The sequence below is a fragment of the Isoptericola sp. NPDC056578 genome, assembly GCF_042793275.1.
GTDB lineage: Bacteria > Actinomycetota > Actinomycetes > Actinomycetales > Cellulomonadaceae > Isoptericola.
Genome location: NZ_JBHTVC010000041.1, coordinates 1 through 23595, shown reverse-complemented (window position 1 = coordinate 23595; position 23595 = coordinate 1). Strand labels below are relative to the sequence as shown.

General features: G+C 73.4%; 20 protein-coding genes and 4 tRNA genes. 13 read left to right on the top strand and 11 right to left on the bottom strand.

The genetic code is table 11. The features are described from left to right. Window positions 1-21: 21 nt before the first annotated feature. The 3 genes from ACFQ80_RS15585 to ACFQ80_RS15575 all read left to right on the top strand — a co-directional run bounded on the left by ACFQ80_RS15585 (window position 22) and on the right by ACFQ80_RS15575 (window position 7057). Entirely contained in the window at window positions 22-1662 is a 1641-nt protein-coding gene (locus ACFQ80_RS15585) for a hypothetical protein (RefSeq protein WP_430564288.1), read from the top strand. Window positions 1663-1739: 77 nt separating this feature from the next. After that, window positions 1740-5177, top strand: a complete 3438-nt coding sequence (locus ACFQ80_RS15580; RefSeq protein WP_430564287.1) for a heparinase II/III family protein — start codon at window positions 1740-1742, stop codon at window positions 5175-5177. Continuing rightward, complete coding sequence (locus ACFQ80_RS15575) at window positions 5174-7057, top strand: heparinase II/III family protein (RefSeq protein WP_430564286.1); 1884 nt, start codon at window positions 5174-5176, stop codon at window positions 7055-7057. Before ACFQ80_RS15580 ends, ACFQ80_RS15575 begins: the two co-directional genes overlap by 4 nt. Window positions 7058-7130: 73 nt before the next feature. Here ACFQ80_RS15575 and ACFQ80_RS15570 read toward each other — a convergent pair whose 3' ends face one another. Further along, window positions 7131-8612: a DEAD/DEAH box helicase gene (locus ACFQ80_RS15570; RefSeq protein ID WP_430552118.1), complete on the bottom strand. Its 1482-nt coding sequence runs from the start codon at window positions 8610-8612 to the stop codon at window positions 7131-7133. Window positions 8613-8783: 171 nt separating this feature from the next. Between ACFQ80_RS15570 and ACFQ80_RS15565 the strand changes: the two genes are divergently transcribed. After that, window positions 8784-9530 carry a M50 family metallopeptidase gene (locus ACFQ80_RS15565; RefSeq protein WP_430552119.1) on the top strand — a complete coding sequence of 249 codons (747 nt, stop codon included), beginning with the start codon at window positions 8784-8786 and terminating at the stop codon, window positions 9528-9530. Window positions 9531-9551: 21 nt separating this feature from the next. On the opposite strand, the gene ACFQ80_RS15560 is transcribed toward ACFQ80_RS15565, so the two are convergent. Both ACFQ80_RS15560 and ACFQ80_RS15555 read right to left on the bottom strand, forming a co-directional pair. Beyond that, a complete protein-coding gene (locus tag ACFQ80_RS15560) occupies window positions 9552-10373 on the bottom strand; it encodes a DUF1206 domain-containing protein (protein ID WP_430564285.1) in 822 nt (273 codons plus the stop codon). 189 nt (window positions 10374-10562) lie between these two features. Further along, window positions 10563-10847, bottom strand: a complete 285-nt coding sequence (locus ACFQ80_RS15555) for an iron-sulfur cluster biosynthesis family protein (protein ID WP_430552121.1) — start codon at window positions 10845-10847, stop codon at window positions 10563-10565. A 284-nt stretch (window positions 10848-11131) separates the two neighbouring features. On the opposite strand from ACFQ80_RS15555, the gene ACFQ80_RS15550 reads away from it, so the two are divergent. Next, window positions 11132-11204 (top strand) — tRNA-Lys (locus ACFQ80_RS15550). A 46-nt stretch (window positions 11205-11250) separates the two neighbouring features. Further along, complete coding sequence (locus tag ACFQ80_RS15545) at window positions 11251-12015, top strand: glycerophosphodiester phosphodiesterase (RefSeq protein WP_430564284.1); 765 nt, start codon at window positions 11251-11253, stop codon at window positions 12013-12015. A gap of 15 nt (window positions 12016-12030) precedes the next feature. Here the strand turns inward: ACFQ80_RS15545 and ACFQ80_RS15540 are convergent, their stop codons facing one another. Then, a complete protein-coding gene (locus tag ACFQ80_RS15540) occupies window positions 12031-12606 on the bottom strand; it encodes an antibiotic biosynthesis monooxygenase (protein WP_430552123.1) in 576 nt (191 codons plus the stop codon). A 275-nt stretch (window positions 12607-12881) separates the two neighbouring features. Here ACFQ80_RS15540 and ACFQ80_RS15535 point away from each other — a divergent pair, with 275 nt between their 5' ends. Continuing rightward, on the top strand, window positions 12882-14114 hold the full coding sequence (locus ACFQ80_RS15535; RefSeq protein WP_430564283.1) for a M15 family metallopeptidase: 1233 nt from the start codon (window positions 12882-12884) through the stop codon (window positions 14112-14114). Between the two features lie 86 nt (window positions 14115-14200). Here the strand turns inward: ACFQ80_RS15535 and ACFQ80_RS15530 are convergent, their stop codons facing one another. Further along, window positions 14201-14563 (bottom strand): metallopeptidase family protein, encoded by a 363-nt coding sequence (locus ACFQ80_RS15530; protein WP_430564282.1) that lies wholly within the window; start codon window positions 14561-14563, stop codon window positions 14201-14203. A 58-nt stretch (window positions 14564-14621) separates the two neighbouring features. Between ACFQ80_RS15530 and ACFQ80_RS15525 the strand changes: the two genes are divergently transcribed. The 5 genes from ACFQ80_RS15525 (at window position 14622) to ACFQ80_RS15505 (ending at window position 15898) form a co-directional block, all read left to right on the top strand. Then, a tRNA-Glu gene (locus ACFQ80_RS15525) sits at window positions 14622-14694 on the top strand. A gap of 149 nt (window positions 14695-14843) precedes the next feature. Then, window positions 14844-14917, top strand: a tRNA-Asp gene (locus ACFQ80_RS15520). 51 nt (window positions 14918-14968) lie between these two features. Beyond that, window positions 14969-15044 (top strand) — tRNA-Phe (locus tag ACFQ80_RS15515). A 123-nt stretch (window positions 15045-15167) separates the two neighbouring features. After that, the gene (locus tag ACFQ80_RS15510; protein ID WP_430552126.1) at window positions 15168-15584 is read left to right on the top strand and encodes a phage holin family protein; all 417 of its coding nucleotides are present in this window, start codon (window positions 15168-15170) and stop codon (window positions 15582-15584) included. After that, window positions 15581-15898: a DUF3618 domain-containing protein gene (locus ACFQ80_RS15505; RefSeq protein WP_430564281.1), complete on the top strand. Its 318-nt coding sequence runs from the start codon at window positions 15581-15583 to the stop codon at window positions 15896-15898. Before ACFQ80_RS15510 ends, ACFQ80_RS15505 begins: the two co-directional genes overlap by 4 nt. 46 nt (window positions 15899-15944) lie before the next feature. Here the strand turns inward: ACFQ80_RS15505 and ACFQ80_RS15500 are convergent, their stop codons facing one another. Next, on the bottom strand, window positions 15945-16151 hold the full coding sequence (locus tag ACFQ80_RS15500) for a BldC family transcriptional regulator (RefSeq protein ID WP_079575713.1): 207 nt from the start codon (window positions 16149-16151) through the stop codon (window positions 15945-15947). A 396-nt stretch (window positions 16152-16547) separates the two neighbouring features. Here ACFQ80_RS15500 and ACFQ80_RS15495 point away from each other — a divergent pair, with 396 nt between their 5' ends. After that, complete coding sequence (locus tag ACFQ80_RS15495; protein WP_430552128.1) at window positions 16548-16748, top strand: DUF3073 domain-containing protein; 201 nt, start codon at window positions 16548-16550, stop codon at window positions 16746-16748. A gap of 120 nt (window positions 16749-16868) precedes the next feature. On the opposite strand, the gene purM is transcribed toward ACFQ80_RS15495, so the two are convergent. The 5 genes from purM to ACFQ80_RS15470 form a co-directional block, all read right to left on the bottom strand. Next, window positions 16869-17975 carry a phosphoribosylformylglycinamidine cyclo-ligase gene (purM, locus tag ACFQ80_RS15490; RefSeq protein ID WP_430552129.1) on the bottom strand — a complete coding sequence of 369 codons (1107 nt, stop codon included), beginning with the start codon at window positions 17973-17975 and terminating at the stop codon, window positions 16869-16871. A gap of 58 nt (window positions 17976-18033) precedes the next feature. Continuing rightward, window positions 18034-19581, bottom strand: coding sequence for an amidophosphoribosyltransferase (purF, locus tag ACFQ80_RS15485; protein WP_429766003.1), 1548 nt, complete (start codon window positions 19579-19581; stop codon window positions 18034-18036). Window positions 19582-19629: 48 nt separating this feature from the next. Next, window positions 19630-20043: a hypothetical protein gene (locus tag ACFQ80_RS15480; RefSeq protein WP_430552131.1), complete on the bottom strand. Its 414-nt coding sequence runs from the start codon at window positions 20041-20043 to the stop codon at window positions 19630-19632. A 42-nt stretch (window positions 20044-20085) separates the two neighbouring features. Then, window positions 20086-22884, bottom strand: coding sequence for an ExeM/NucH family extracellular endonuclease (locus ACFQ80_RS15475; RefSeq protein ID WP_430564280.1), 2799 nt, complete (start codon window positions 22882-22884; stop codon window positions 20086-20088). A 193-nt stretch (window positions 22885-23077) separates the two neighbouring features. After that, window positions 23078-23452: a sterol carrier family protein gene (locus tag ACFQ80_RS15470; RefSeq protein WP_430564279.1), complete on the bottom strand. Its 375-nt coding sequence runs from the start codon at window positions 23450-23452 to the stop codon at window positions 23078-23080. Between the last annotated feature and the right edge of the window lie 143 nt (window positions 23453-23595).

Sequence of the window (23595 nt, the reverse complement as noted above, 5' to 3'; positions counted from 1 at the left end):
TCGATGAAGCGGAAGGTCCTCATGTCTGCCACTGTCTCTCGTCGTCGTTTCCTGGGCATCGCCGGCACCCTGGGAGCGATGGGCCTCGTCGCCGCCTGTTCACCGTCGCCCGGTGGGTCGTCCCCCCTTCCGGCATCGAACGGTGGCGGTGGCGGCACGGCCGGGCTCCTGCCTACGTACCGGCCCTTCGACAAGTTCGCGCCCGACCTCGTCTCGAGCAACCCGGGTGTGTCCCCCGGCTACTTCACCTATCCGGACCCGCCCGCCGCGGTGACCAGCGGGGCTCCGGCGTCGGGCGCCCCGGTGCGGGCGATGACCTTCACCTACGATCCGGTCGCTCCCGAGCTGAGCAACAACGCGCTGTGGCAGAGCATCAACGAGGCGCTCGGCACCGAGCTGGACCTGGAGTACACGCCCGCTGCGGAGTACGACGCCCGGTTCGCGACCACGATCGCCGGCAGCGACCTGCCCGACCTCGTGGCGATCAAGGGGCAGCAGCAACAGATGCCGGCGATGCTCGCGGCGAAGTTCTCCGACCTCACCGAGCATCTCTCGGGTGACGCCGTGCTGGACTACCCCCACCTCGCGGCACTCCCGACGCCCTCCTGGCGGAGCACCGTCTACGACGGCCGGATCTGGGGCGTGCCGGTCCCGCGCTCACTGATCGGCACCGTGCTGTACACCCGCGCGGACATCCTCGAGCGGGCGGGGCTGTCCCTGCAGCCGGAGTCGCTCGAGGAGTTCACCGAGATGGCGAAGGCCCTGACGGACGAACGCGAGGGTCGCTGGGCCTTCGGGCAGACGCCCCTGGGCGTGCTGCTCGAGACGAACGGCATCGCGAACGCCTGGTCTGTCGACGAGGCCGGCGTCTTCACCTTCAACGGCACGCTGCCTGGTTACGAGCAGGCGCTGGCGGACGCCGTCGCGCTCAACGACCTGGGCGTCGTGCACCCGGACGGCAACGCGGCTCAGAACACCCAGCGCAACGAGTGGATGATGGCGGGCACCACCTCGTTCCAGATCGGCAACTACGCAGGATGGCCCAAGTTCTACCTGCAGGGGGCCGGCATCGACGGGTTCCGGCTCACGGGCATGCTCTCTCCCGCACGGGAGGCGGGCGGGACGATGGTGCGTACCGCCGGCCCGTCGGCCTCGCACTTCTCTGCCGTCGCCAAGCAGGACGACCCGGAGCGTCTCGCCGAGATCCTGCGGGTGCTCGACTGGCTGGCCGCGCCCTTCGGCAGCACGGAGTACATCACCCGGCGGTTCGGCAAGGAGGGCGAGACGTTCACCTTCGACGGCCCGGACCCGGTGCTCACACCCGAGGGCGTCAACCAGGCGACGTTGCCCGTGCGGTACATCACGGAGAACTCTCCGGTGATCTTCGAGTCGCAGGACGAACGAGCCGTTCGGGACCAGTTCGACCACCAGGAGGCCGGTCTGGAGTACACCGTGCCCAACCCGACGGAGGGTCTCTACTCCGAGGCCGCCGTCAGCGAGGGGGCGAGCGCGCAACAGGCGCTGACCGCGACCGAGCAGGAGATCGTCCTGGGGAACCAGCCGGTCTCCGCCTGGGCGCCCGCGGTCGAGTCCTACATGTCCGCCGTCGGCACCAAGGTCAAGGCCGAGTACGAGGAGGCCTGGGCTCAGCTCAACGGCTGATGCCGCGAACCGTCCCTCGGCGAGTCGCGCGCCCGTCGAAGCACCGGCTGAACACGTCACCGAAGAGGAGTCACGGAATGCAACGGAGCTTTCCCCGGCGGGGCTTCCGCCGTCGTGCCCAGACGATGTCCGCCGCGGCAGTCGCGCTCGCGGTGGTGACGACGGGCCTCGCGCCGGTGACGGCCGCCGCGTCGGACATGTCGGAGCTGGGCGAGCTGCTCGACCTGACGCGCCCGGGCCTTGCCGACATCGCGGCGGAGCTCGCGGTCGGCGACGAGGCGGGCGCCGCCGAGGCGCTCAAGGCGTTCTACGCGGGACGGACGGGCGTCGAGTACCCGGTCGCGGGGGACGGGGCCGTCCACGACGCCACCGCCGACGAGCTCGCGGCCGGGATCTTCCGGTTCGGCACCGAGACCCGTGACTTCTACGACGACGCCGAGCAGAGGATCGACGTCGACTGGCAGGACCTCTGGGGCGGGACGGAGAGCGCCCCCGGCAGCGCACAGGTCCTCATGAGCGACTTCTCGTTCATGTCGACGCTGACGAACGCCTACCTGGACGAGAGCGATCCGGAGAAGCGTGCGGCGTACGCGAAGGCGTGGACGGACATCTCGCTGGACTTCTTCGCGGACAACCCCGGCTGGCCGCAGGTCCGCAACCTCTCGGCCGGCAAGCGTCTGGCCCAGCTCGTCAACGCGTTCTCCGTGTTCCGGACGGAGCCGACCACGCAGGCCGGCGCCCTGGTGACGTACCTGACGGGCATGCACGAGACGACGGAGTACCTCACGCGGGTGCTGCAGATCCACGTCGGTAACAACTGGTACATGTCGATGGCCCGCTCGATCTACTCCGCGGCGGTGTACCTGCCCGAGCTCAAGGCGTCCCGCGGCTGGGAGTCGTTCGCCGTCCGGTCCGTCGAGCGGTTCCTGCGCGCGTACATGCAGAGCGACGGCGTATACCGCGAGCCGACCTTCAACTACCAGGCATACGTGGCGGACCTGATCAACACCATGGTCCGCGTCGCGGACGCCAACGGGCGGACGCTTCCCGACGCGATCGTCCAGTCTGCGGACTGGATCGCGGACGTGCTGTTCGCGACGCGCAAGCCAGATCTCCAGGCCGCGCTGATCGGCGACACACCGAACGTCGACGCGGGCAGGAACGCCATCCGGGCGACCGGCGAACGCCGCTCCTGGCCCGACTTCACCTGGGTCGCCTCCGGCCGCACCCAGGGGACGCCCCCGACGCTGGGGTCCACGCTGTACCCGCTCAGCTTCGCCGTGCAGCGCTCGGGGTGGGACGCCGACGCGCAGTACATGCTCATCAACAACCACAACTCCAGCTACACCGCCTCGCACCGGCACCCGGACGACCTCAGCCTCGAGATGTCGGCGTACGGGCGTGCGCTGGTCGTCGACTCCGGGGTGGGCGACTACAGCGCGACCCCGACGAACGACTGGATGCGCAGGACGACCGAGGCGCACAACACGATCGAGGTCGACGGCGAGCCGCAGGCCGCCGGGGTCACGCGAGCGATGTCGCTCTGGCGGTCGAGCGCGGGCCTCGACGTCTACCGGGGCCGGGCGATGGGCTACGACCCGGTCGCGCACGACCGGGTCGTCTACTTCGTCAAGCCCGGCTTCTGGGTGGTCTCCGACGACCTCATCGGTGACACCGCCGCGCACGACTATCGCCAGCTCTGGCACTTCCCGGGCGACCCGGTCACCGTCGACCCCACCACGGGCGTCGGCACCGTCGGGTTCGACACCGTGCCCGGCAGGGAGCCGGTCGCCGGGGTGCAGCTCGTCCCCGTGTCCCCGGCCGGCGTCGACGTCACCCCGACCGTCCACGACGACGGCGCCGTGCGCGTGGGCGAGGAGGTGCTCACCGGCGTGGACTTCCTGTCGTACGACTGGTCCGCCACGGGTGCCACGGGGCTGGACACGATCGTGGTCCCCGGCAAGGCCGGCCCGGCGCCCTCGGTGACGTCGACGCGCATCGAGCTGCCCGGGGTGGACCACTCCGTGGCGACCGCCATGGAGATCGACCTGCCGCACGCGACCGGCCGCTTCTACCTCTCGCGCGAGGCGTCGCCCTCGTCGCGGGAGTTCGGGGCTGCCGCGACCGACGGCGAGACCGCGTACCTCGAACGCTCCCCGGGCGGCAGGCTCACGCGGTACGCGCTGACCCGCGGGTCGTCGCTGGTCGACGACGGGGAGACCGTCGTCGACGCGTCCGCCACGGTGTCCGACGTCAGCGTGGAGCTGAAGGGCGCGACCGCCCGGATCTCGCTCGGGGACCCGTTCACCGGCACGCTCACGATCGACGCGCCGAAGGCGAAGGCGGTGAAGGTGAACGGCAGGCCGACCGCGTTCACCCGTGCCGGTGACCTCGTCACCGTGTCCGTCGAGCCGGCCTTCGCGCCGACGCCCGTGCTCGACGAGGAGTTCGAGGACGCGAGCCTGGACCGCGAGGTCTACGGCTTCGAGGACGGGCTGGAGGGCTGGACGCCGGTACAGGGCGCCTGGGAGCTCGGGGGCGATCCGTCGAACGCCGCGCTGGCACAGACCTCGAGCGCGGACGATCAGTCGTTCGCCGTGCTGCAGAGCGTGCCGGACGACGTGATCGTGACCGCGGACATCGAGCCCGGGCCGGCGCACCAGACCACCGCCCGGACCGGCCTGGCGTTCCGCTACCACGACGCCCGCAACTACTACCGCGCCAACGTCCTCCGCTCGTCGGCCGGCGCGACGCTGCAGCTCGTGAAGGTCTACAACGGGACCTCGACGCTCCTCGCGGAGACCGAGCTGGAGGTGAGCGCCAACGCAGCCCACACGCTGACCGTCTCCGCGGTCGGGCGCGAACTGGTCGCTGCCGTCGGCAACACGTCGGTCTCCGCGACCGACAGCCAGCTGCCGACCGGCGGTGCCGCGGCCTACACCCATCGGCGGGCCGCGACCTTCGACGACATCAGTGTCACCGAGGCGCTCGATCAGGAGACCTGGCGCGCCATCCAGGGCCAGGTCTCCGTGAGCTCCGGCCGGCTGGCCCTCACGCCGGTCGCCGGCCGGGCGCACGTGCTCGCCGAGTCGACGCTGCCGGCGCGGTTCTCCGCACAGTGCGACTTCGTCGCGGAGGCCACCGTCACGGTCGACGGCGTCGGCAACGCGGGCGTCTCGTTGCGCGACACCTCGGACACCTACGGGTATCGCATCCACGTCGGCAGGACGAGCCAGGGATCCCGGTACGCGAGCATCGTCCGCGAGGCAGGCCGGTCGGGTCCGGTCACCGTGGACACGGCCACCCTCAGCGACCCCCTCGACGGTCCCGTCCGGCTGGGCGTGGCCGTCCACGGCGACCGGATCACGGCGACGTTGGACGGGGCGCCGATCCTGGAGGGCCGCGACACCGTCGTGCGGAGCGGGGGCGTCGGGCTCTACGCGTCCACACGGAGCACGTTCGACGACCTCACGGTCGCCCGGTCCTGCGGGTCGACCCCACGGGAGGAGCGATGACCTTCCCCGCCGCCGTCGACCTGCCCGTCCCGGCACCGCCTGCGGACGTCGCGGCGCTCATCAGGCCGCACCATCCACGCCTCATGGTCGACGACGCGGCGCTCGCCGGGATCGCCGACCGCATCGCGAGCCACGAGCTCACCGCGGAGCTGTACGACGAGCTCCTCGGGCACGCGGACGCGCTGCTCACCCTGCCGGTCTCCCGGTACGAGTTCCCGAACGGGCGCACGCTGCTGGTCGTCACCCGCGAGGTCCAGCGCCGCCTCTACGTGCTGGCGATGGCGTACCGGCTCTCGAAGGACGAGCGGTACGCGGGGCGCGCCGCCGAGGAGATGGTGGCCGTCGCGGCGTTCCCGGACTGGAACCCGGAGAGCTTCCTGTCCGTCGCGGAGCTCCTGCACGCCTTCGCGGTGGGCTACGACTGGCTGCACGAGTGCCTCGACGACGCGCAGCGGCAGGTCGTGCGCCACGCGATCGTCACGCTCGGGCTCGAGCCCGCGATCGCGCAGCACGAGTCCGGTGCGCGGTGGACCACGAGCTCGAACAACTGGAACGTCGTCTGCAACAGCGGCACGATCATGGCCGCGCTCGCCGTCGGCGACGAGGAACCTGAGCTCGCGAACGAGGCGATGCGTCGCGCGTTCGGCTCGCTGCCCGTGGCGCTCGCGGAGTACGGGCCCGACGGCGGGTTCCCCGAGGGCGTCACGTACTGGGGCTACGCGACGCGGTTCCTGGCGCCGACGATGGCGTCGCTCCAGACGGCCATCGGCGACGACTTCGGCATCACGGAGACCCCGGGGCTCGACCGCACGGTCGACTTCGGGATCTACATGACCGGGCCGTCCGGCCAGCAGTTCAACTTCTCTGACGCCGCCCTCAGCGCACACCCCGCGGGGACGGCCGCGCACTGGCTCGCCGCGCACTACGGCGTTCCGGTGCACGCGTGGTGGGCCGAGCAGGGAGCACCGCGGCAGCCGCGAGCGCTTCCCCCGTTGCACCTGATGTGGCAGGGGCTGGTCGACGCCGTGCCCCCGAGCGAGGCCGACCTGCCGCTGGACCGCCAGTTCGACGCCGTCTCCACCTTCCTGTCGCGCAGCGCATGGAACAGCCCGACTGCTAACTTCTTCGGGTTCAAGGCGGGGGACAACGCGTCCAGTCACGGCGACCTCGACCTGGGCACGTTCGTGATCGACGCGCTCGGCGCACGCTGGGCCACGGACCTCGGGCCGGAGACCTACGACCTGCCCGGGTACTGGTCGGCCGGCCCGGACGGGCGGCGCTGGACCTACTACCGGAAGCGGCCCGAGGGACACAACACCCTCGTCATCAATCCCGACGCGACGCCCGGACAAGCCGTCGACGCGCGGGGGACGCTCGTGGCGACCGGGTCCAGCCCGGACGCGAGCTTCGCCGTCGCCGACCTGACGGAGGCCTATGCGGCCCAGGGCGTGACGAGCTGGCGGCGCGGCGTGGCGCTGATCGACGGCCGGAGCCGGTTCGTCGTCCAGGACGAGGTCACCGCGTCCTGTCCGGTCGAGGCGTGGTGGTTCATGCACACGACGGCCGAGATCGACCTGGGGGCGGACGGCCGGTCGGCCATACTCTCGCTCGACGGTCGGCGGCTGCGCGCCGCCCTCATCGACCCGCCCGACGGTGCCCGGTTCTCCGTGATGGATGCGGTGCCGCTGCCGACGTCGCCGAACCCGGACGGCCAGACACCGAACACCGGCGTCCGCAAGCTCGTCATCGCGGGCCCTCGGGCGCCGCAGCTCCGGCTGAGCGTGCTGCTCGAGCCCCTGCCCGCGGGCGTCCCGGGGCCGGAGCCCGTCGTGGCGGACCTTGCGGACTGGACCGTGGACCCGCTGCCGATCCCGGCCTGACCGGTCGGCGCGAAGACGCCCGCCGTTGCGGGCCTCGAGCGGCCGCCGTGCACAGGCCGGGCGCTCGGCCGGCTCAGGCCGCGGGCGCCGAGCCGCCCTGTCCGCGGCCGCGGCCGCCGCGGCGGCGCCGGCGACGGGCCGGTGCGGACCCGTCCGCCCGGACCGTCTGCGGAGCGCGGCCGCCGGACGACGCGGGCTGCGCCTGCGAGCGCTGGCCCTGCTGCCCCTGCTGCACCTGGGCGCGCTGCCCCTGCCCGCGCTGCGCGTCGCCGCCCGAGCCACGTCCGCGCTGGCCGCCCTGCTGCTGGCCGCCGCCCTTGCGGCGCTGCGGCTGCTGCGGCGCCGTCGGGGCGGGCGGCGTCACGTACGGCGCGACCTCGCCGACCAGCGCGGTGACGGTCGCGTCGCCCGGGGCCACGGGCTGCGGGCGGGCGTCGATCTTCGCCTTGCGCGTGAGGTCGCGGACGTCGCCGCGCTGCTCGGGCAGCATCACGGTGACGACGTCGCCGCCGGACCCGGCGCGGGCCGTGCGGCCCGAGCGGTGCAGGTACGCCTTGTGCTCGGCGGGCGGGTCCACGTGCACGACGAGCTCGACGTCGTCGACGTGGATGCCGCGCGCGGCGATGTCGGTGGCGACGAGCACCTTGACGTCCCCGGAGGAGAACGCCGCGAGGTTGCGCTCGCGCGCGCCCTGGCCGAGGTTGCCGTGCAGGTCGACGGCGGGGACGCCCGCGCCGGTGAGCTGCTTGGCGAGCTTCTTCGCCTGGTGCTTGGTGCGGGTGAACAGCACGCGACGGCCGGTGCCGGACGCGAGCGCGTGGACCACGTGCTTCTTCGCGTCGGCGTCCGCCACGGCGAGGATGTGGTGCGTCATCTGCGGCGGCGGGGCGGCGGCCTCGTCCACGGAGTGGGTCACCGGGTTCTTGAGGTAGCGCCTCACGAGCACGTCGACGCCGTTGTCCAGCGTCGCGGAGAACAGCAGGCGCTGGCCCACGGTGGGCGTGCGGTCCATGATCCGCTTCACGCCGGGCAGGAAGCCGAGGTCGGCCATGTGGTCGGCCTCGTCGAGCACCGTGATCTCGACCTCGTCCAGCGTGAGGTGCTTCTGGCCGAGCAGGTCCTCGAGGCGGCCGGGGCACGCGATGAGCACGTCGACCCCGGCGTTCAGGGCGGTGACCTGGCGGGACTGGGCGACGCCGCCGAAGACGGTGGTCGTCACGAGGCCGAGGGCCTTCGCGAGCGGCTCCATCGTGGCGTTGATCTGGTTGGCGAGCTCGCGGGTCGGGCAGAGCACGAGCGCCCGCGGGCGGCCGGGCCGACGACGCGGGCGGCCCGCGGCGGCGGCCTTCGCCGCGGACGTCGCCAGACGCGTGACGACGGGCAGCGAGAACGCGAGCGTCTTGCCGGAGCCGGTGCGGCCGCGGCCGAGCACGTCGGTGCCGGCCAGCGTGTCCGGCAGCGACGCCGTCTGGATCGGGAAGGGGGTGGTGATGCCCTGGTCCGTCAGCTGGCGGACGACAGGGGCGGGCAGGCCGAAGTCGGCAAAGGTAGTCAAGAAAAAGGGCCTCTCGGGCAGGGACGTCTCGGACGTCGGGGTCGGGGTCCGCCGCACGCAATCCGGGGGGATCTCCACGACGCGGGGCGCGCAACGCGCAGCCACCTGCCCCCAGTCTCTCACGACAGGCGCCCGGGTCGACCACCCGACCTCTCAGGGGCGCATGGTGGAATGGCCGCCGTGGACGACTTCCTCGCGACCGTCGGCGACGTACTGACGCAGATCTGGACGGCCGCCACCACCCCCGTGCCGCCGCCGGCGCAGCCGGTGGTGCTGGCCGCGGGCCTCGCCGCGCTCGCCGTCGTGCTCGTGTCCCCCGTGTGGCGGGTGGCACGGCACGTCGTGACGATCGCGCACGAGGGCGCGCACGCCGTCGCCGCCATGCTCACCGGGCGCCGCCTGGACGCCATCCGGCTGCACTCCGACACCTCCGGGCTCACGGTGTCCGCCGGGCGTCCGCGCGGGTTCGGGATGATCGTCACGGCGTTCGCCGGGTACGTCGGCCCCGGCCTGACAGGGCTCGGCGCCGCCTGGCTGCTGCGGCACGGCTACGCGGTGGGGCTGCTGTGGCTGCTCGTGCTGCTGCTCGCCCTCCTGCTGCTGAAGATCCGCAACTGGTTCGGCCTCTGGTCGATCCTCGTCTCCGGCGCCGCGCTCGTCGCGGTCTCGTGGTGGCTCGAGCCCGCCGCGCAGGCGACGGTCGCCTACGCGGTGACGTGGTTCCTGCTGATCGGGTCGGTGCGCCCCGTGCTCGAGCTCCAGGCCCAGCGGTCCCGGGGTCGGGCGCGGCGGTCCGACGCCGACCAGCTCGCGACCCTGACCCGGACGACCGGCATCCTGTGGGTCGTGGTCTTCCTGCTCGTCACCGTCGGCTGCCTGCTGCTCGGCGCGACCTGGATCGTGGAGCCCGCGACCTGACGACGGCTCCCCGCCGACGCGTCACAGCCGCGCGTACCGAGCCCGCGCGAACGAGTACACGCCGTAGGCCGCGATGCCCAGGCCCGTCGCGACGAGCAGCACGACCCCGAACGGCTGCTCGCGGATCGTGCGCAGCGCGTCGTCCAGGCCGCCCGCCTTCTCGGGGTCGGCCGTGACGGCGGCCGCCACGAAGAGGCCGCCGAGGACGCCGAGCGCGATCCCCTTGGCCATGTAGCCGACCTGGCCGAGCCGCACGACCGCCTGTCCGACGCCGCCGCCCCCGGTCGCGCGCAGGTCGTCACGGAACGACTTCCGCCACCCCTTGACGACGTGGAAGACGCCCACCCCGACGATCACGAGGCCGACCACCGCGACGAGCCACCGGCCCGCGGGGGCGCGCATGAGGTCGGCGGTGAGCCCCTCCTCGGAGCCACCGCCGGACGACCCGGTCGCGACCCGCACCGCGGTGCCGGCGAGCACCCCGTACAGGACGGCCTTCGCCGCGGCCTTGGCCCGGGCACCGACCTGCTTCGCCTTGTCCGTCCCGGGCACGCCCGCCACCGCCTCGGTGAGCTGCCACAGGGCGAGGCCGGCGAAGCCCACCGCCGTCAGCCACAGGAGCAGCGCGCCGCCCGGGGCGTCGGCCAGCTCACGCAGGGCGCCCTGCTGGTCGGCGTTCCCTCCTGAGGACCCGAAGGCCAGGCGGACGGCCAACCAGCCGAGGAGCAGGTGCAGCACGCCGGACGCGACGTAGCCGGCCCGCGCGAGGGCCTGCAGCGCGGTGCTGTCGTTCGCGCTGCGCGAGGTGCGTCGGGCGGCGCGGCGGGGTCGGACACAGGTCACCTCCGTCGGTGCCGCGGGGGTCGCGGCACCACACGATGGCGCAACCGGGCCTTGGACGCCACTCCCACGGCCATGCCGTTCCCGGCGCGACGACGGCCGGGCACCGAGCGATCTCCCTGCCCGGCCGTCGGAGGACCGGTCAGGCGGGGGCGGCGCGCCCTCGGGACGCGCGGTGCACCCGCCCGGACGTCACGCCTGGGGCGTGAGCACGAATCCCGGACCCTGCGCGGCAGGGTCGGTGTCGAGGGTCAGCGTGTCGAGGGCGGGCGCGGCCTGCGCCTCGACGAAGACGTGCGTGCCGCCCTCCTCGTCGACCACCTGGTCGTCGGGCTGGGGAGCCGGGACGAGCGCGAGCTCGAAGTTGCCGGGCTGGCCGGCGGACTGCGCGATCCGCAGCCCGCCCTCGTCCGGCACTCCTGCCTGCTGGGCGAGGTCCTCGACGGCGGTACGGGCGTTGTCGGTCACGGTGAGCATGGACGCTCCTCTCGTCGGTCCTTGCGAACCCGTCCACCGAAACAGCAGGAGGGGGCCCGGCGCAACGATGAGACGCGATCGGGACGAGATCTCCCGGTGGGTGAGACCCCGCGTGACAGCCGTCCCCGCGCGTCGATAGGTTGCCCTCCGTGACCGGATCGTGACTTTCCCGATGGCGTCGCGGGTGGCATCACGGGCGGCGGCGCGGTCCGGTGCGCACGGGACGCCCGCGGCCCCGCGTACGCTGTCCCGCAGCCGCTACCGACCTCCGGGCGGACGGCGGCGGGCCTCTAGCTCAACTGGCAGAGCAGCGGACTTTTAATCCGCGGGTTCAGGGTTCGAGCCCCTGGGGGCCCACCCCTGCACGTCACCGTCGCAGGTCGTCGTCGCCCGAAGGAGCTCCGTGCCCGTCCGCGCCCAGGCCCCCGTCGTCATCGCCCATCGGGGCGCCTCCGCCGACGCCCCGCAGAACACGCTGGCGGCCTTCGACGCCGCCGGGGAGGCGGGCGCCGCGATGATCGAGATCGACGTCCACCTCAGCGCCGACGGCGTCCCGATGGTCATCCACGACGGCACGGTCGACGCGACCACCGACGGCAACGGCGAGGTCCGGGGCCGCACCCGGGACGAGCTGCAGGCCCTCGACGCCGGCTCGTGGTTCGGCCCGGAGTTCGCCGGGCAGCGCATCCCCACCCTGGCCGAGGTGCTCGAGCTCGTCGCGCGGCATCCCGGCCTGGGCGTCCTGTGCGAGTACAAGGGCCGCTGGAGCGCCGAGGACGTCGCCGTGACGATGCGCGTGCTCGACGCGCCCGAGCTCGCCGGCCACCTCGTCGTCCAGGGCTTCGACCCGGTGACGGTCGCCGCCCTGCGCGACGTCGCGCCGCAGGTGCCGCGGTCGCTGCTGGTCGAGCACCCGCGCGAGAGCCTGCCCGCGCTGCTCGGCGAGCTCGACGCGGCCGCCGTGAGCCCCGGGGCGGCGCTGATCGCCGACGACCCGGGCCTGGTCCCCGCCGCGCACGACGCGGGGCTGCGGGTCTTCGGCTGGACCGCGAACGACGAGGCGACCTGGCGCCTGCTCGTGGACGCCGGCGTGGACGGCATCATCACCGACCGCCCGGCCGCCCTGCGCGAGTGGCTCGCGACGGCGCACGTCCCCGCCCGGGGCTGACGCGCCGGCCGCGGCTCAGCGCCGCGGCGCGTGCAGCCAGCCCGACAGACGCCCGGTCACCCAGGGCAGCACCCAGAACGACATGATCGGCGTGAGCACCAGCGTCGAGACGAGCACGCGCAGCACGACGTGCAGGTCGGCGAACGGCGGCACGAGCCAGCCCACCAGCACGGTGAACGCGAGGTTCACCGGGAAGAAGCCGAGCCAGATGGCCACGGACTGCTTCCACCGCGGCGGCGCGGCCAGCAGGGGCGGCCCGGTGGGCTCGTCCTGCCGCACGGGCGGGTCGAACCACCCCTCGATGCCGGTGCGCCTCTCGACGCGGCGCTCCTCGACCAGGCCCTCACCGGCGGCGAGCCAGCGCCGACGCTCCGGCGACTCCTCCCACGCCTCGAGCCGGGCGGCGTCGGCGAACCGGTAGAGCATGATCCAGTCCGCGGCACCCTCGGAGGCGCGGATCCAGCCCGAGCCGAGGAAGCCGTCCCAACGGTTCGCGAGCCGGACGCCGGACTGCACCCAGGCGGTGACCTCGGGGACGCGGTCGGGGCTGACGGCGCGGTGGATCGCGACCGTCACGGGTGCGGAAGTCATCCGAGCATCCTGGGGTGCGCGCGGCCTCCCGGGCCCGGCGGCGCGGGCGCGCGGGACGGCGCGTCCCACCATCCGGGCGCCCCGGCGCGCGGCCCGGGGTTTCGCCGGGATGTCCCGTCCTTCACATCTCGTCCTCGCGGCCCGCACCGGATTCGTGTCGTCTGGTCCCCTCGTTGGCCCGGAGCACCGGTTGAAACGGTTGAAGATGGAACGAGCTTCCGACCGGTGCGAGCTCCCGACAGGTTCGAGCTCCCGACCCCCGAGGACCTTCTCCCATGACCGAGCACACGACCGAGCACACCCCTGCGCCCCTGCCCCGGCGCCGCGACATCCACCGCCCGGCCCGGCAGCGCCGCGCCGCGGAGCCCGCCGCCCGTCCCACGACGCCGCGCCTCGGGCGCCGCGCCGTGCACGCCGGCGTCCCCGTCGCGCTCACCGTGATGGCGCTGACGACCGGGGTGGTCCTCACCGGCAACTCGTCCGCCTCCGGGGAGACCCGGACCGCGGGGTCGACCGACCAGGGCTCGTCCTCGGTGGGCACCATCGAGACCGGGACGTTCGGCATCGTGTCCCCGACCACCTCAGCCACGACGGCGATCATGCGGCCCGCGCTGTCGGGCGCCGCGGGCGCGACGTCGGGCGCCGTCGGCTCGGACACCGCGGGCTCGGGCGCGGCGAAGGCCGACACCGAGCAGGCCGCGTCGAAGGGCGCCGCGAAGAGCGCCGCCGCGTCCGGCGACGAGGCGCTCTCCGCCGCCCAGGAGGCGCTCGCCCGCGCGGACCAGGTGACGACCGAGTCCCTCGGCGTCCCCGCCAAGCAGCGCAAGGCCGTCGCGAAGAGCGCGGCGCACCTGCGCGACGTCGTGTCCGACCGCTCCGGCGGGGAGGCGGCGTCGCGCGCCGGCGAGCGCACCGCGCTCGACGTCCGCGGGCAGGGCGCGGCCGACGTCACCGACGCGACCGAGGACCTCACCACCCTGATCGAGAAGACCGACACGAGCGCGATCAGCATCACGCCCGCCCCCGCGACGCCGGCCGAGGTCCTGGACGCGCAGGCCGCGGCGGCCCGCAAGGCCGCCGGCTCCCTCAAGCAGTTCGCGGACGACACCGAGGGGTACGAGAACGGTCGCCTCGCGTCCGCCGACCTCAAGGGGTTGTCCTTCGCGTCGGGCGAGTCCCTGCGTCGCGACGCGGCCGAGCAGCTCGAGCGCCTCGACGCCGCCTACCGGGCACGCTTCGGCGAGCACCTGCAGATCCGCGACTCCTACCGCTCCTACGAGTCGCAGGTGTCGGTCAAGGCGAGCCGCGGCTACCTCGCCGCCGTGCCCGGCTACTCGGACCACGGCTGGGGCATCGCCGTCGACCTCAACGGCGGCGTGGAGGAGCGCTCGAGCGCGCAGCACCGGTGGTTGGTCGCGAACGCGGCGAAGTTCGGGTGGAAGAACCCCGCCTGGGCCCAGGCCGACGGCCGCAAGCCCGAGGCCTGGCACTGGGAGTACCGCCCCTGAGCCTCGACGCTCCCCCGCAGCACGTCCCCGACGGACCCGTGACGACCCGTGCGTCACGGGTCCGTCGTCGTCGGTCGGGGAGCGGCTCAGGCCCAGCCGAGCTCGTGCAACCGGTCGTCGTCGATCCCGAAGTGGTGGGCGATCTCGTGCACCACGGTGATGGCGACCTCCTCGACGACGTCGTCGCGCGTGTCGCAGATGGCGAGGGTCGGGTGGCGGTACACGGTGATCCGGTCCGGGAGCGAGCCCGCGGCCCAGTGCAGCCCCCGCTCCGTCAGCGGCACCCCCTCGTACAGCCCGAGGAGCTCGGGATCGTCGGCGGGGGCGTCGTCCTCCACGAGGACCACGACGTTGTCCATCATCGCCGCCAGGTCGGCCGGGACCTGGTCGAGGCCGTCCCGGACGGCGTCCTCGAACTCCTCGCGCGTCATCTCCACCACGGGTCCCATCCTCGCCCACGACGGGGCGAGGACCGTCCCGGACGGCTGGGTATGCTTGCCGGGTCCAGCCCCCATCGTCTAGCGGCCTAGGACCCCGCCCTTTCACGGCGGTAGCACGGGTTCGAATCCCGTTGGGGGTACGTCCGCGGGGACGCCGGCAGCGTCGGCAGCCCCGCGAAACGGCGCGTCCTTGCTGGTCAGGATCCGATTTCAAGATCCCGGCGAGCATGGGGTACGCTTCTTCTCGGCTCGAAACGAGCTTCCTCGGTGGGAGTCCACTCCCCACCATGGCCCTGTAGCGCAGTTGGTTAGCGCGCCGCCCTGTCACGGCGGAGGTCGCGGGTTCAAGTCCCGTCAGGGTCGCGCATGATGCGCCCGGTTCGTCGGAAACGGCGCCCGGGCGTTCGTGTCCAAGGCTCTGTAGCTCAGTTGGTAGAGCGTTCGACTGAAAATCGAAAGGTCACCGGATCGACGCCGGTCGGAGCCACCATCGAGACCCCCACGCCCCGGGCGTGGGGGTCTCGTCGTTTTGCGCCAGGAATTGCCTGGACCAGCGGGGACGGGTTGAGTGGGACCGCACGGACGATCACCACACGCAGGATCGGAGCAGCCGATGACGGACTGGGACGACGGACGCACGCCGCCCGCCGAGCAGCCACCCTCCATGGGTCGGCTCGTGGAGCAGCTGTCGGAACAGACCACCCGGCTCGTGCGCGCCGAGGTGGCGCTCGCCAAGGCCGAGATGACGGAGAAGGCGAAGAGGTCCGGCATCGGGATCGGGCTCGTCGCCGCGGCGCTCGTCATCGTGCTGTATGCGGTGGGCGTGCTCATCTGGGCCGGGATCCTCGGCCTGTCCGAGGTGTGGGCCCCGTGGCTGTCGGCGCTCGTCGTCGGCGTCGCCATGCTGCTCGTCGCCGGCCTGGCCGTCGCGATCGCGGTGGGCCAGCTCAAGAAGGCGGCCCGGCGGCCCGAGACGATCGACCGGGTCAAGGAAGACGTGGAGACGATCAAGAAGGGGGTGCGCCGGTGACCGAGCCCACGACGCCCGAGAACAGGACCCCGCCCCCCACCGCCCGGGAGCTCGAGGACGAGGTGGCCCGCACCCGCGCGGAGCTCGGCGCGACCCTCGACCAGCTCGCGACACGACTGTCGCCTAAGTACCAGGCGAACCAGTTCGCACGGGCGACCAGGCAGGCGGCCGGCGACGCCGGCACGTTCGTCACGGGCGGGGGTCTCCCCGCCACCGACCCGCGGCGCAAGCGCAACGCCCAGGTGCTCCTCGGCGCCGCGGCGGCGGGGCTGGCGCTGGTCGTGATCGTCGTCGTCAGGGCCCGGCGCCACTGAACGCCGCCGCGCTCGAGCAGCGCTGCGGCATCCACTGAGCACGTCCCTACTTGTCCGGCGTCGCCTCCTCGGAGGCGGCGCCGAGCAGCGCGCGCACCTCCGACTCCTTGTAGCGGCGGTGACCACCGAGCGTACGGATCGACGAGAGCTTCCCCGCCTTCGCCCAGCGGGTCACGGTCTTCGGGTCGACGCGGAACAGGCTGGCCACCTCGGCAGGCGTCAGCAGAACCTCGGAGTCTCCGTGGAGCGACATCCCCTGCACCTCCTGGTACGGACCGGCCCGGGCGGCGCCCGGTGTGCGGACACGGTCTCGCTCATCCATTGTGTGCAGAAAGCGGGATTGAGGCGACTTGGGAGCCGGATGAAATCGTCCGGATCGTCCTGGCATGGACCGAGTCGTGCTCGTGCGTCCGTTCTGCCGGTCGTCGGCCGCCACGGACCGCTCCGCGCACCGGACGGTCTCGTGACCTGAGACACCATCCGACGAGGATCACCCGCTCCCACGTCCATCGATGCGCGCGGCACGTGTCGCGGAGTGGAGGGAATGGCGCGCGAGCATGTACCGTTGGGGTCTGAACAGACTACTTACGCACGGGGCCGCCGTCACGGACGGCGCAAGCCCCGCTCCTACGTTGAGGGGGTCTCAGCCATGGGCCGCGGCCGTCAGAAGGCAAAGCAGACTAAGGTCGCTCGCGAGCTGAAGTACTACAGCCCCGAGACGAACTACCACGCGCTCGAGCAGGAGCTCAGGAGCAGCGAGGGCAGTCGCACGGATGTCGCCACGGAGGATCGTTTCTCCGACGACGACGAGTACGACAACCGATACAACTCCTGGGGCGACGAGCGCTGAGTCCCAGCGTCGGACCCCGTGTCCCACGGGTTCCGGCGATGCGCGCGAAGGGCCGCACGGCAGCAGCCGTCCGGCCCTTCGTCGTGCGCGGGGAAGGTCCCCCTCCCCCGCGCCGGGTGGTCAGCGGTAGTCGCCGGTGAGGCGGACGGCGCCGCCCTGCACGCCCTTGGTCCCGGCGACCAGGTCCTCCGCCGGCGTGGCCGGGTCCAGGTCCTCGACCGAGCCCAGCACCCACGCCGGCACGCCGCGCGCCGCGAGCGTCGCCAGCGCCGCGTCGACGCCGTCCGCGCCGACGACGGCCACCATGCCGACGCCGAGGTTGAGCGTGTTCTCCAGGTCGCGCCGCGGCACGGAGCCGAGCTCCCGGACGGTGCGGAAGACGGCAGGCACCTCCCACGACGCGCGGTCCACGGTCGCCACCGTGCCGGCGGGCAGGACGCGCGCGAGGTTCGCCGCGAGCCCGCCGCCCGTCACGTGCGTGACGGCGTGCACCTGCGCGGCCGGGTCCTCGGCGAGCGCGAGCACGTCCCGCGCGTAGACCCGGGTGGGCTCCAGCAGCTCCTCGCCCAGGGTGCGGCCGAACTCCTCGACGTGGCGGTCCAGCGACCAGCCGGCGTGCTTCACGACGGCGCGCACCAGCGAGTAGCCGTTGGAGTGCAGGCCGCTCGAGCCCATCGCGACCAGCACGTCGCCCGCGCGCACGCGCTCCGGGCCGAGCACGGCGTCCGCCTCGACGATGCCGGTGGCGGCGCCCGCCACGTCGTACTCGTCCGGCGCCAGGAGGCCCGGGTGCTCGGCCGTCTCGCCGCCCACGAGGGCCGTCCCGGCCACCTCGCACGCCTGCGCGATGCCGCGCACGATGTCGGCCACCCGCTCGGGGACGACCTTGCCGGTGGCGATGTAGTCCGTCATGAACAGCGGCTCCGCGCCGACCACGACGATGTCGTCCACGACCATGCCGACGAGGTCGAAGCCGATCGTGTCGTGCTTGTCGAGCGCCTGCGCGATCGCGACCTTGGTGCCGACGCCGTCGGTCGACGTCGCGAGCAGCGGCTTGCGGTACTCGCGGATCGCCGAGAGGTCGAAGAGCCCCGCGAAGCCGCCCACGCCGCCGAGGACGGCGGGCCCGTGCGTGCGGCGCACGGCGTCCTTCATCAGCTCGACGGCCTTGTCGCCGGCCTCGGTGTCGACGCCGGCCGCGGCGTAGGTCAGGGGTTCGTTCGTCACGTGGGGCTCACCGTTCGTCGGCTGTGTCGGTCGGCTGTCAGGCGGGGTCGGCTGTCAGTCAGGGGTGGTCGAGCGCGGTGCCGCCGCCGGCCCCCACGGAGACCGTGCGGAGACCGTCCTCCGGCGCGCCGAGCGGAAGCTCGGCCTGCTCGAGGAGATGCTTGCCGAGCTGGTCGGCGGTGGGGAGCTCGATCGGGTACTTGCCCGTGAAGCAGGCGGCGCACAGCTGGGACGCCGGCTGCTCGGTGGCCGCGATCATGCCCTCGGTCGAGATGTAGCCGAGGGAGTCGGCGCCCAGTGACTGACCGATCTCGTCCGGGCTGAGCCCGTTGGCGATGAGCTCCGCGCGCGACGCGAAGTCGATGCCGTAGAAGCACGGCCACTTCACCGGCGGCGACGAGATGCGCACGTGCACCTCGGCCGCGCCCGCCTCGCGGAGCATGCGGATCAGGGCCCGCTGCGTGTTGCCCCGCACGATCGAGTCGTCGACGACGACGAGGCGCTTGCCGCGGATCACTTCCTTGAGCGGGTTGAGCTTGAGGCGGATGCCGAGCTGGCGCAGCGTGTCGGACGGCTGGATGAACGTGCGACCCACGTAGGCGTTCTTGGTGAGGCCCTGCCCGAACGGGATGCCGGACTCCGCGGCGTACCCGACGGCGGCCGGCGTGCCGGACTCCGGCGTCGGGATGACGAGGTCCGCCTCGACCGGGTGCTCCCGGGCGAGAGTGCGGCCCATCTCGACGCGCGACGCGTGCACGGAACGCCCGTTGATCGTGTTGTCGGGGCGGGCGAGGTAGACGTACTCGAAGACGCAGCCCGCGCGCTCCGGCTCGGCGAACTTCTCGGAGCGCAAGCCGTCGGCGTCGATGGTGAGGAGCTCGCCCGGCTCGACGTCGCGCACGTACGACGCACCCACGATGTCGAGGGCCGGCGTCTCCGACGCGACCACCCAGCCGCGCTGCAGGCGGCCCAGGACCAGCGGGCGCACGCCCTGCGGGTCACGCGCGGCGTACAGGGTGCCCTCGTCCATGAAGACGAGGGAGAACGCGCCGCGCAGCTTCGGCAGCACCTCGAGCGCCGTCTGCGCGAGGGTGTGGTCGGCGTCGCCGGCCAGCAGGGCCGTGATGAGCGCCGTGTCGGTGGTGTTGCCGCGCGCGAGCTCGCCGCGCCGCTGGGCGCCGTAGCGCTCGGCCACCAGGTTGACGAGCTCTGCGGAGTTGGTGAGGTTGCCGTTGTGCCCGAGGGCGACGGTGCCGCCCGCGGTGGCGCCGAGCGTCGGCTGGGCGTTCTCCCAGGTCACGCCACCGGTGGTGGAGTAGCGGCAGTGGCCGACCGCGAGGTGGCCGGTGAGGGCGTCGAGCGCAGTCTCGTCGAAGACCTGGGACACGAGGCCCATGTCCTTGTAGACGAGGATCTGCTCACCGTTGCTGGTGGCGATGCCCGCGGACTCCTGTCCACGGTGCTGCAGGGCGTACAGGCCGAAGTAGGCGAGCTTGGCGACCTCCTCGCCGGGGGCCCAGACCCCGAAGACGCCGCACGCGTCCTGGGGGCCCTTCTCGCCGGGCATGAGGTCATGGTTCAGGCGGCCGTCAGGGCGCAAGGGCATGCCTCGAGTATCCCACAGGGCCCCGGTGCGTCGACCTGCCCGGACGCGTCAGCGACGACGCAGGCTGCGCCGGTCGGAGATCACCGCGATCAGCCCGCCGACGCCCAGGCCGAGGGCGATCCCGCCGAAGATCATCACCGACACGTAGACGCCCGGCTTCATCAGGACGCCGGCCGAGTCGGTGGCGTCGATGAGCCACGTCGAGAAGATCAGCCCGACGACACCGCCCACCAGCGCGCCGATCCACAGGAACACCGGGTACTTGGGCGCGCGGCGTACGCGGTCCGGGTCGACGAGCAGCGTCACGTCCTGCGGCTGCTCGACGTCGTCCACGGCATCGGTCGTCGACCCCGCCTCCGACGGCGCGGTCTGCTCCGCCGCCGCCTCGCGGTCGGGCGGCGTGCCGTCGGGCGTGGCGCCGTCGGGTGCCGGGGCGTCCTGGTCGGGGGTCGAGCTGCTCACCCCTCGAGCCTAAGCCACCTGCCGGCACCCGACGTCCGCCCGTCAGGCGGCTCCCAGGTCCTTCCAGGGGCCCCACGACGTCGCGCCGGGCTCGTCGTGCCGGGAGTACCACTGCGCCTGCCAACGGTGCCCGTCGTGCACGACGACGTCGCCCTTGCCGTACACCCAGGTGCCCGTCCACGCCGGGAAGGTCCCGGCCGACGTCACGACCGGGGCCCCGACCTCGGCCCACGGCCCGTACGCCGACGCCCCGGGGCGGTCGCCGCGCGACCACCACAGCGCCTCGAAGAGCCCGCCCTCGAAGGCGACCCGGTCGCCCTTGCCGTAGGTGGCCTTCGCCTCCCACGCGGGCGCGGACGGCACCAGGTCCAGCCCGACGAGCAGCGGGTCGTGGTCCGACGACCGGAACGGCGTCTCGTCGTAGAGGATCGTCGCGTTGTAGTTGTAGCGGCTGTACTCGTTCGCCACCGGCTCGTACGCGTTGACGTTCCAGATGTCGGTGCCGGTCACCCGGTCGATCAGGCCCGACGACGCGAGCGCGTGGTCGAGCGAGCCGACCGCGCCGTCGAACGCGTAGGTGTACTCGCCCGTGGTGGGCCCGAGGTCCGTGTAGCCGGCGTCCGTGAGGACCACGACCGGGTCCTCCTGCTCGTAGGAGTTGAGGTCGCCCACGAGCAGCACGGCGTCCGTGCCCGCGTCCGCCGCGACGTCGTCGGCGAAGGCGACCAGCGCGGTCGCCTGCCGCACGCGCGACTCGTTGGAGGCGCCCTGGCCGTCACCCGTGTCCTCGTCCCCGGGCCACGGGCCGGCGGACCCCTTCGACTTGAAGTGGTTGGTGATGACCACGACGTCGTCGCCCGGGTCCGCGTCCACACCGCCGGCCGGCTGGAACACCTGCGCCAGCGGCTGGCGCGCGTTGCCGAACGCCTCCGGGTCGTCGAGGATCCGGGAGGCCCCGACGGGCTCGGCGCCCGCGGTCCGGTAGACGAACGCCGTGCGGATCACGTCCTCGCTGTCCGGGAGGTCGGCCGGGGACGCGACGTACGCCCACGTGCCCGCGCCGTCGTGCGCGTCGAGCGCGTCCACGAGGTCGGAGAGCGCCTGGTCGCGGTCCTTGCCGAACGCCGCGGAGTTCTCGATCTCCTCGAGCCCGACGACGTCCGCCCCCAGGGCGGAGATCGCGGCGACGATCTTGGTCTGCTGCCGCTCCAGGTCCTCGGCCTCCGCGGCGCCGCGGGCGTCGCAGCCGTCACGGACGGTGACCGGGTCCCCCGCGCGGTCGGTGTAGTACCGGCATCCGGTGAGCTGGTCGCCGGTCGTCGTGAAGTAGTTCAGCACGTTGAACGTGCCCACCTGCAGGGTGCCGCCCACGTCCTGCGGCGACGCCTCGCGCGTGTCCTCGAACGTGGCGGGCTGGACGTCGGCGGCGACGTCGGGCGTGAGCCGGTGCTGCGGCTGCAGCCCCCAGGCGTCGAAGCGGTAGTCGAGCACGACGGGCCGGGTGAACGTCACGGCGGCGCCGACGCGGACCGGGTCCCCGCCGGTCAGCCACGGCAGCGGCTGGGAGGAGTTCGCGGCCGAGCTGTAGTTGGTCGACGAGCCGTCGTCCAGCAGGACGGCGCGGGCCGCGTTGTCCTCGGCCTGCTGCTTCGCCTCGACGGACCCGGGACGCCCCGCCGTGGTCGGCTGGACCAGCGGCGCGTCGCCCGCGGCCAGCCCGATGGTGCCGTAGAAGTTCGTGTCGTAGTTGTCCGTGACGGTGAAGTCGCCCTGCGGGGCGAGCAGCATGCCCTCCAGGGCCTCGCGCTCGGCGTCGGTCGCGGGCCAGGTCGTGGCGAGCGGCTCGACGGCACCAGGCTCGTCGAGCAGGGTCCACGCGTCGGCGGTGACCTCCGTCAGGCCGGAGTACTCGCTGACCTTCCCCGTGACCTCCACGTGGTCGCCGACCTCGAGCTCGGCCGCGGCGGCGCGGGAGTACACGAACACCGCGTCGGAGGCGCCGGGCGTCGCGTCGTCGGCGGGGTCACCGCCGCTGCCCGCGGTCTGGAGGTAGAGCCCGTCGAAGCCGCCCGTGGGGTAGGTGGCGGTCACGACGCCGGTGGTCGTCACCGTCGTCCCGGCCAGCGGCGACGTCGCGCCGGTGCCCTGGATCTCGGCGATCGTCGCGTCCTGGCCCGGGCCCGGGTCGGTGCCGCTCGCGGTCGGCGTCGGCGCCCCGGCGGCGAAGTCGGCCGCGTTGTCGGCGGTGTGCGCGTGGTCGCGGCGCGCGACGGACGTCGCGTTCGTCGTCGCGGGCGCCGGCCCCGAGCCCGCGAAGGCGCTGGCGGTCGGACCCCAGCCGAGGAGGTCGACGACGGCCTCGGCCGCCGCGCAGTCGGCGCCCGCGCAGGAGAGGCGGTCGGTCGAGCGCACCAGCGCGACCTTGGCGCCGGTGCCGGACATCGCGATGGTGCCGGTGACGTCGGGGGCGGGCAGCGCGGGCAGCGCCGTGTTCCCGCCCAGCGCCTGCGCGACGAGGAACGACCCGCCCGCCGGGATCTCCCCGGAGAGGTTCGTCTGGGCCCCGTTGGCCCAGGTGCCGGCCGCGGACGCGTACTGCACGGACCAGCCCTCGAGCGACACGGCGTCGTCCGTGGGGTTGTACAGCTCGACGAAGTCCTGGTTGAACGCGGCGCCGCTGTTGCCGCCGCCCCCGTACACCTCGTCGATGACGACGGGGGCGTCGGGCGAGACGGCGGCGGACGCCGGGGCGGCGAGGGCGGCGCCCAGGGGGAGGACAAGCGCGGCCGCGGCGGCGGCCGCGAACGGTCCTCGATGACGGGCGGGAGGGGTAGGGCTCACGGTGGCTCCTTCGCGGCGGACGTGGGTGACGTCACCTCAGCAGACCCGCGTGAACCGTTGTTGAACCCCACGTCACGGGACGTCGTCGTCCGGCTGTCGTGGTGCGTGCCTGCCCGGTGCCGCCGAACGTAGCGGACCGGACCGACACCCGCGCGCCATGGGGCCCGCCGACTCCCCGGCCTCGTCGGTCCGGTCAGGGGCGGGGCCGGGCGACCTGGAGCGGCAGCAGCCCGGACAGGTCGGCCCGCTCCCCCGAGGCGCTCACCCGCCCGGACCCGACGGCGTCGTCCCACGTCAGCCGCCCGGTCGCGAGCCCGAGCCAGGTCTCGACGTCCGTCTCCACGACGTTGGGAGGCGTCCCACGCGTGTGCCGCGGCCCGGCCACGGCCTGCACGGCCCCGGCGGGCGGCACCCGCACCTCCACCGAGTTCCCGGGCGCGACGTCGGCCAGCTCCTCCAGCGTGAACCGCACCGCCGTCGTCACGACCGGCCGCGAGGTGTCGCCGCCCAGCCACGCGGCCACGGCCGCCCGTCCGGCAGCAGGTTCGGTCCGTCGTCGCGCAGGCACGCCAGCACCTTAGGCCAACCCACCGGCTGGCAGGTTCCTGACCCTGACCCGAGCGGGCCGACGAACGAGCGCGGGTCGGGGATGGCGTCGCGCGGACGCGTTCACGGGCGCCAGGGCGCCCTCCACCTCGGGAGGGATACGTC

Excerpts from the sequence above, each read along its gene's own strand:
- ACFQ80_RS15585 (WP_430564288.1), top strand. The coding sequence starts at position 22 with ATGTCTGCCACTGTCTCTCGTCGTCGTTTCCTGGGCATCGCCGGCACC.
- ACFQ80_RS15580 (WP_430564287.1), top strand. The coding sequence starts at position 1,740 with ATGCAACGGAGCTTTCCCCGGCGGGGCTTCCGCCGTCGTGCCCAGACG.
- ACFQ80_RS15575 (WP_430564286.1), top strand. The coding sequence starts at position 5,174 with ATGACCTTCCCCGCCGCCGTCGACCTGCCCGTCCCGGCACCGCCTGCG.
- ACFQ80_RS15565 (WP_430552119.1), top strand. The coding sequence starts at position 8,784 with ATGGCCGCCGTGGACGACTTCCTCGCGACCGTCGGCGACGTACTGACG.
- ACFQ80_RS15555 (WP_430552121.1), bottom strand. The coding sequence starts at position 10,847 with ATGCTCACCGTGACCGACAACGCCCGTACCGCCGTCGAGGACCTCGCC.
- ACFQ80_RS15540 (WP_430552123.1), bottom strand. The coding sequence starts at position 12,606 with ATGACTTCCGCACCCGTGACGGTCGCGATCCACCGCGCCGTCAGCCCC.
- ACFQ80_RS15535 (WP_430564283.1), top strand. The coding sequence starts at position 12,882 with ATGACCGAGCACACGACCGAGCACACCCCTGCGCCCCTGCCCCGGCGC.
- ACFQ80_RS15530 (WP_430564282.1), bottom strand. The coding sequence starts at position 14,563 with ATGGGACCCGTGGTGGAGATGACGCGCGAGGAGTTCGAGGACGCCGTC.
- ACFQ80_RS15510 (WP_430552126.1), top strand. The coding sequence starts at position 15,168 with ATGACGGACTGGGACGACGGACGCACGCCGCCCGCCGAGCAGCCACCC.
- ACFQ80_RS15500 (WP_079575713.1), bottom strand. The coding sequence starts at position 16,151 with ATGTCGCTCCACGGAGACTCCGAGGTTCTGCTGACGCCTGCCGAGGTG.
- ACFQ80_RS15495 (WP_430552128.1), top strand. The coding sequence starts at position 16,548 with ATGGGCCGCGGCCGTCAGAAGGCAAAGCAGACTAAGGTCGCTCGCGAG.
- purF (WP_429766003.1), bottom strand. The coding sequence starts at position 19,581 with ATGCCCTTGCGCCCTGACGGCCGCCTGAACCATGACCTCATGCCCGGC.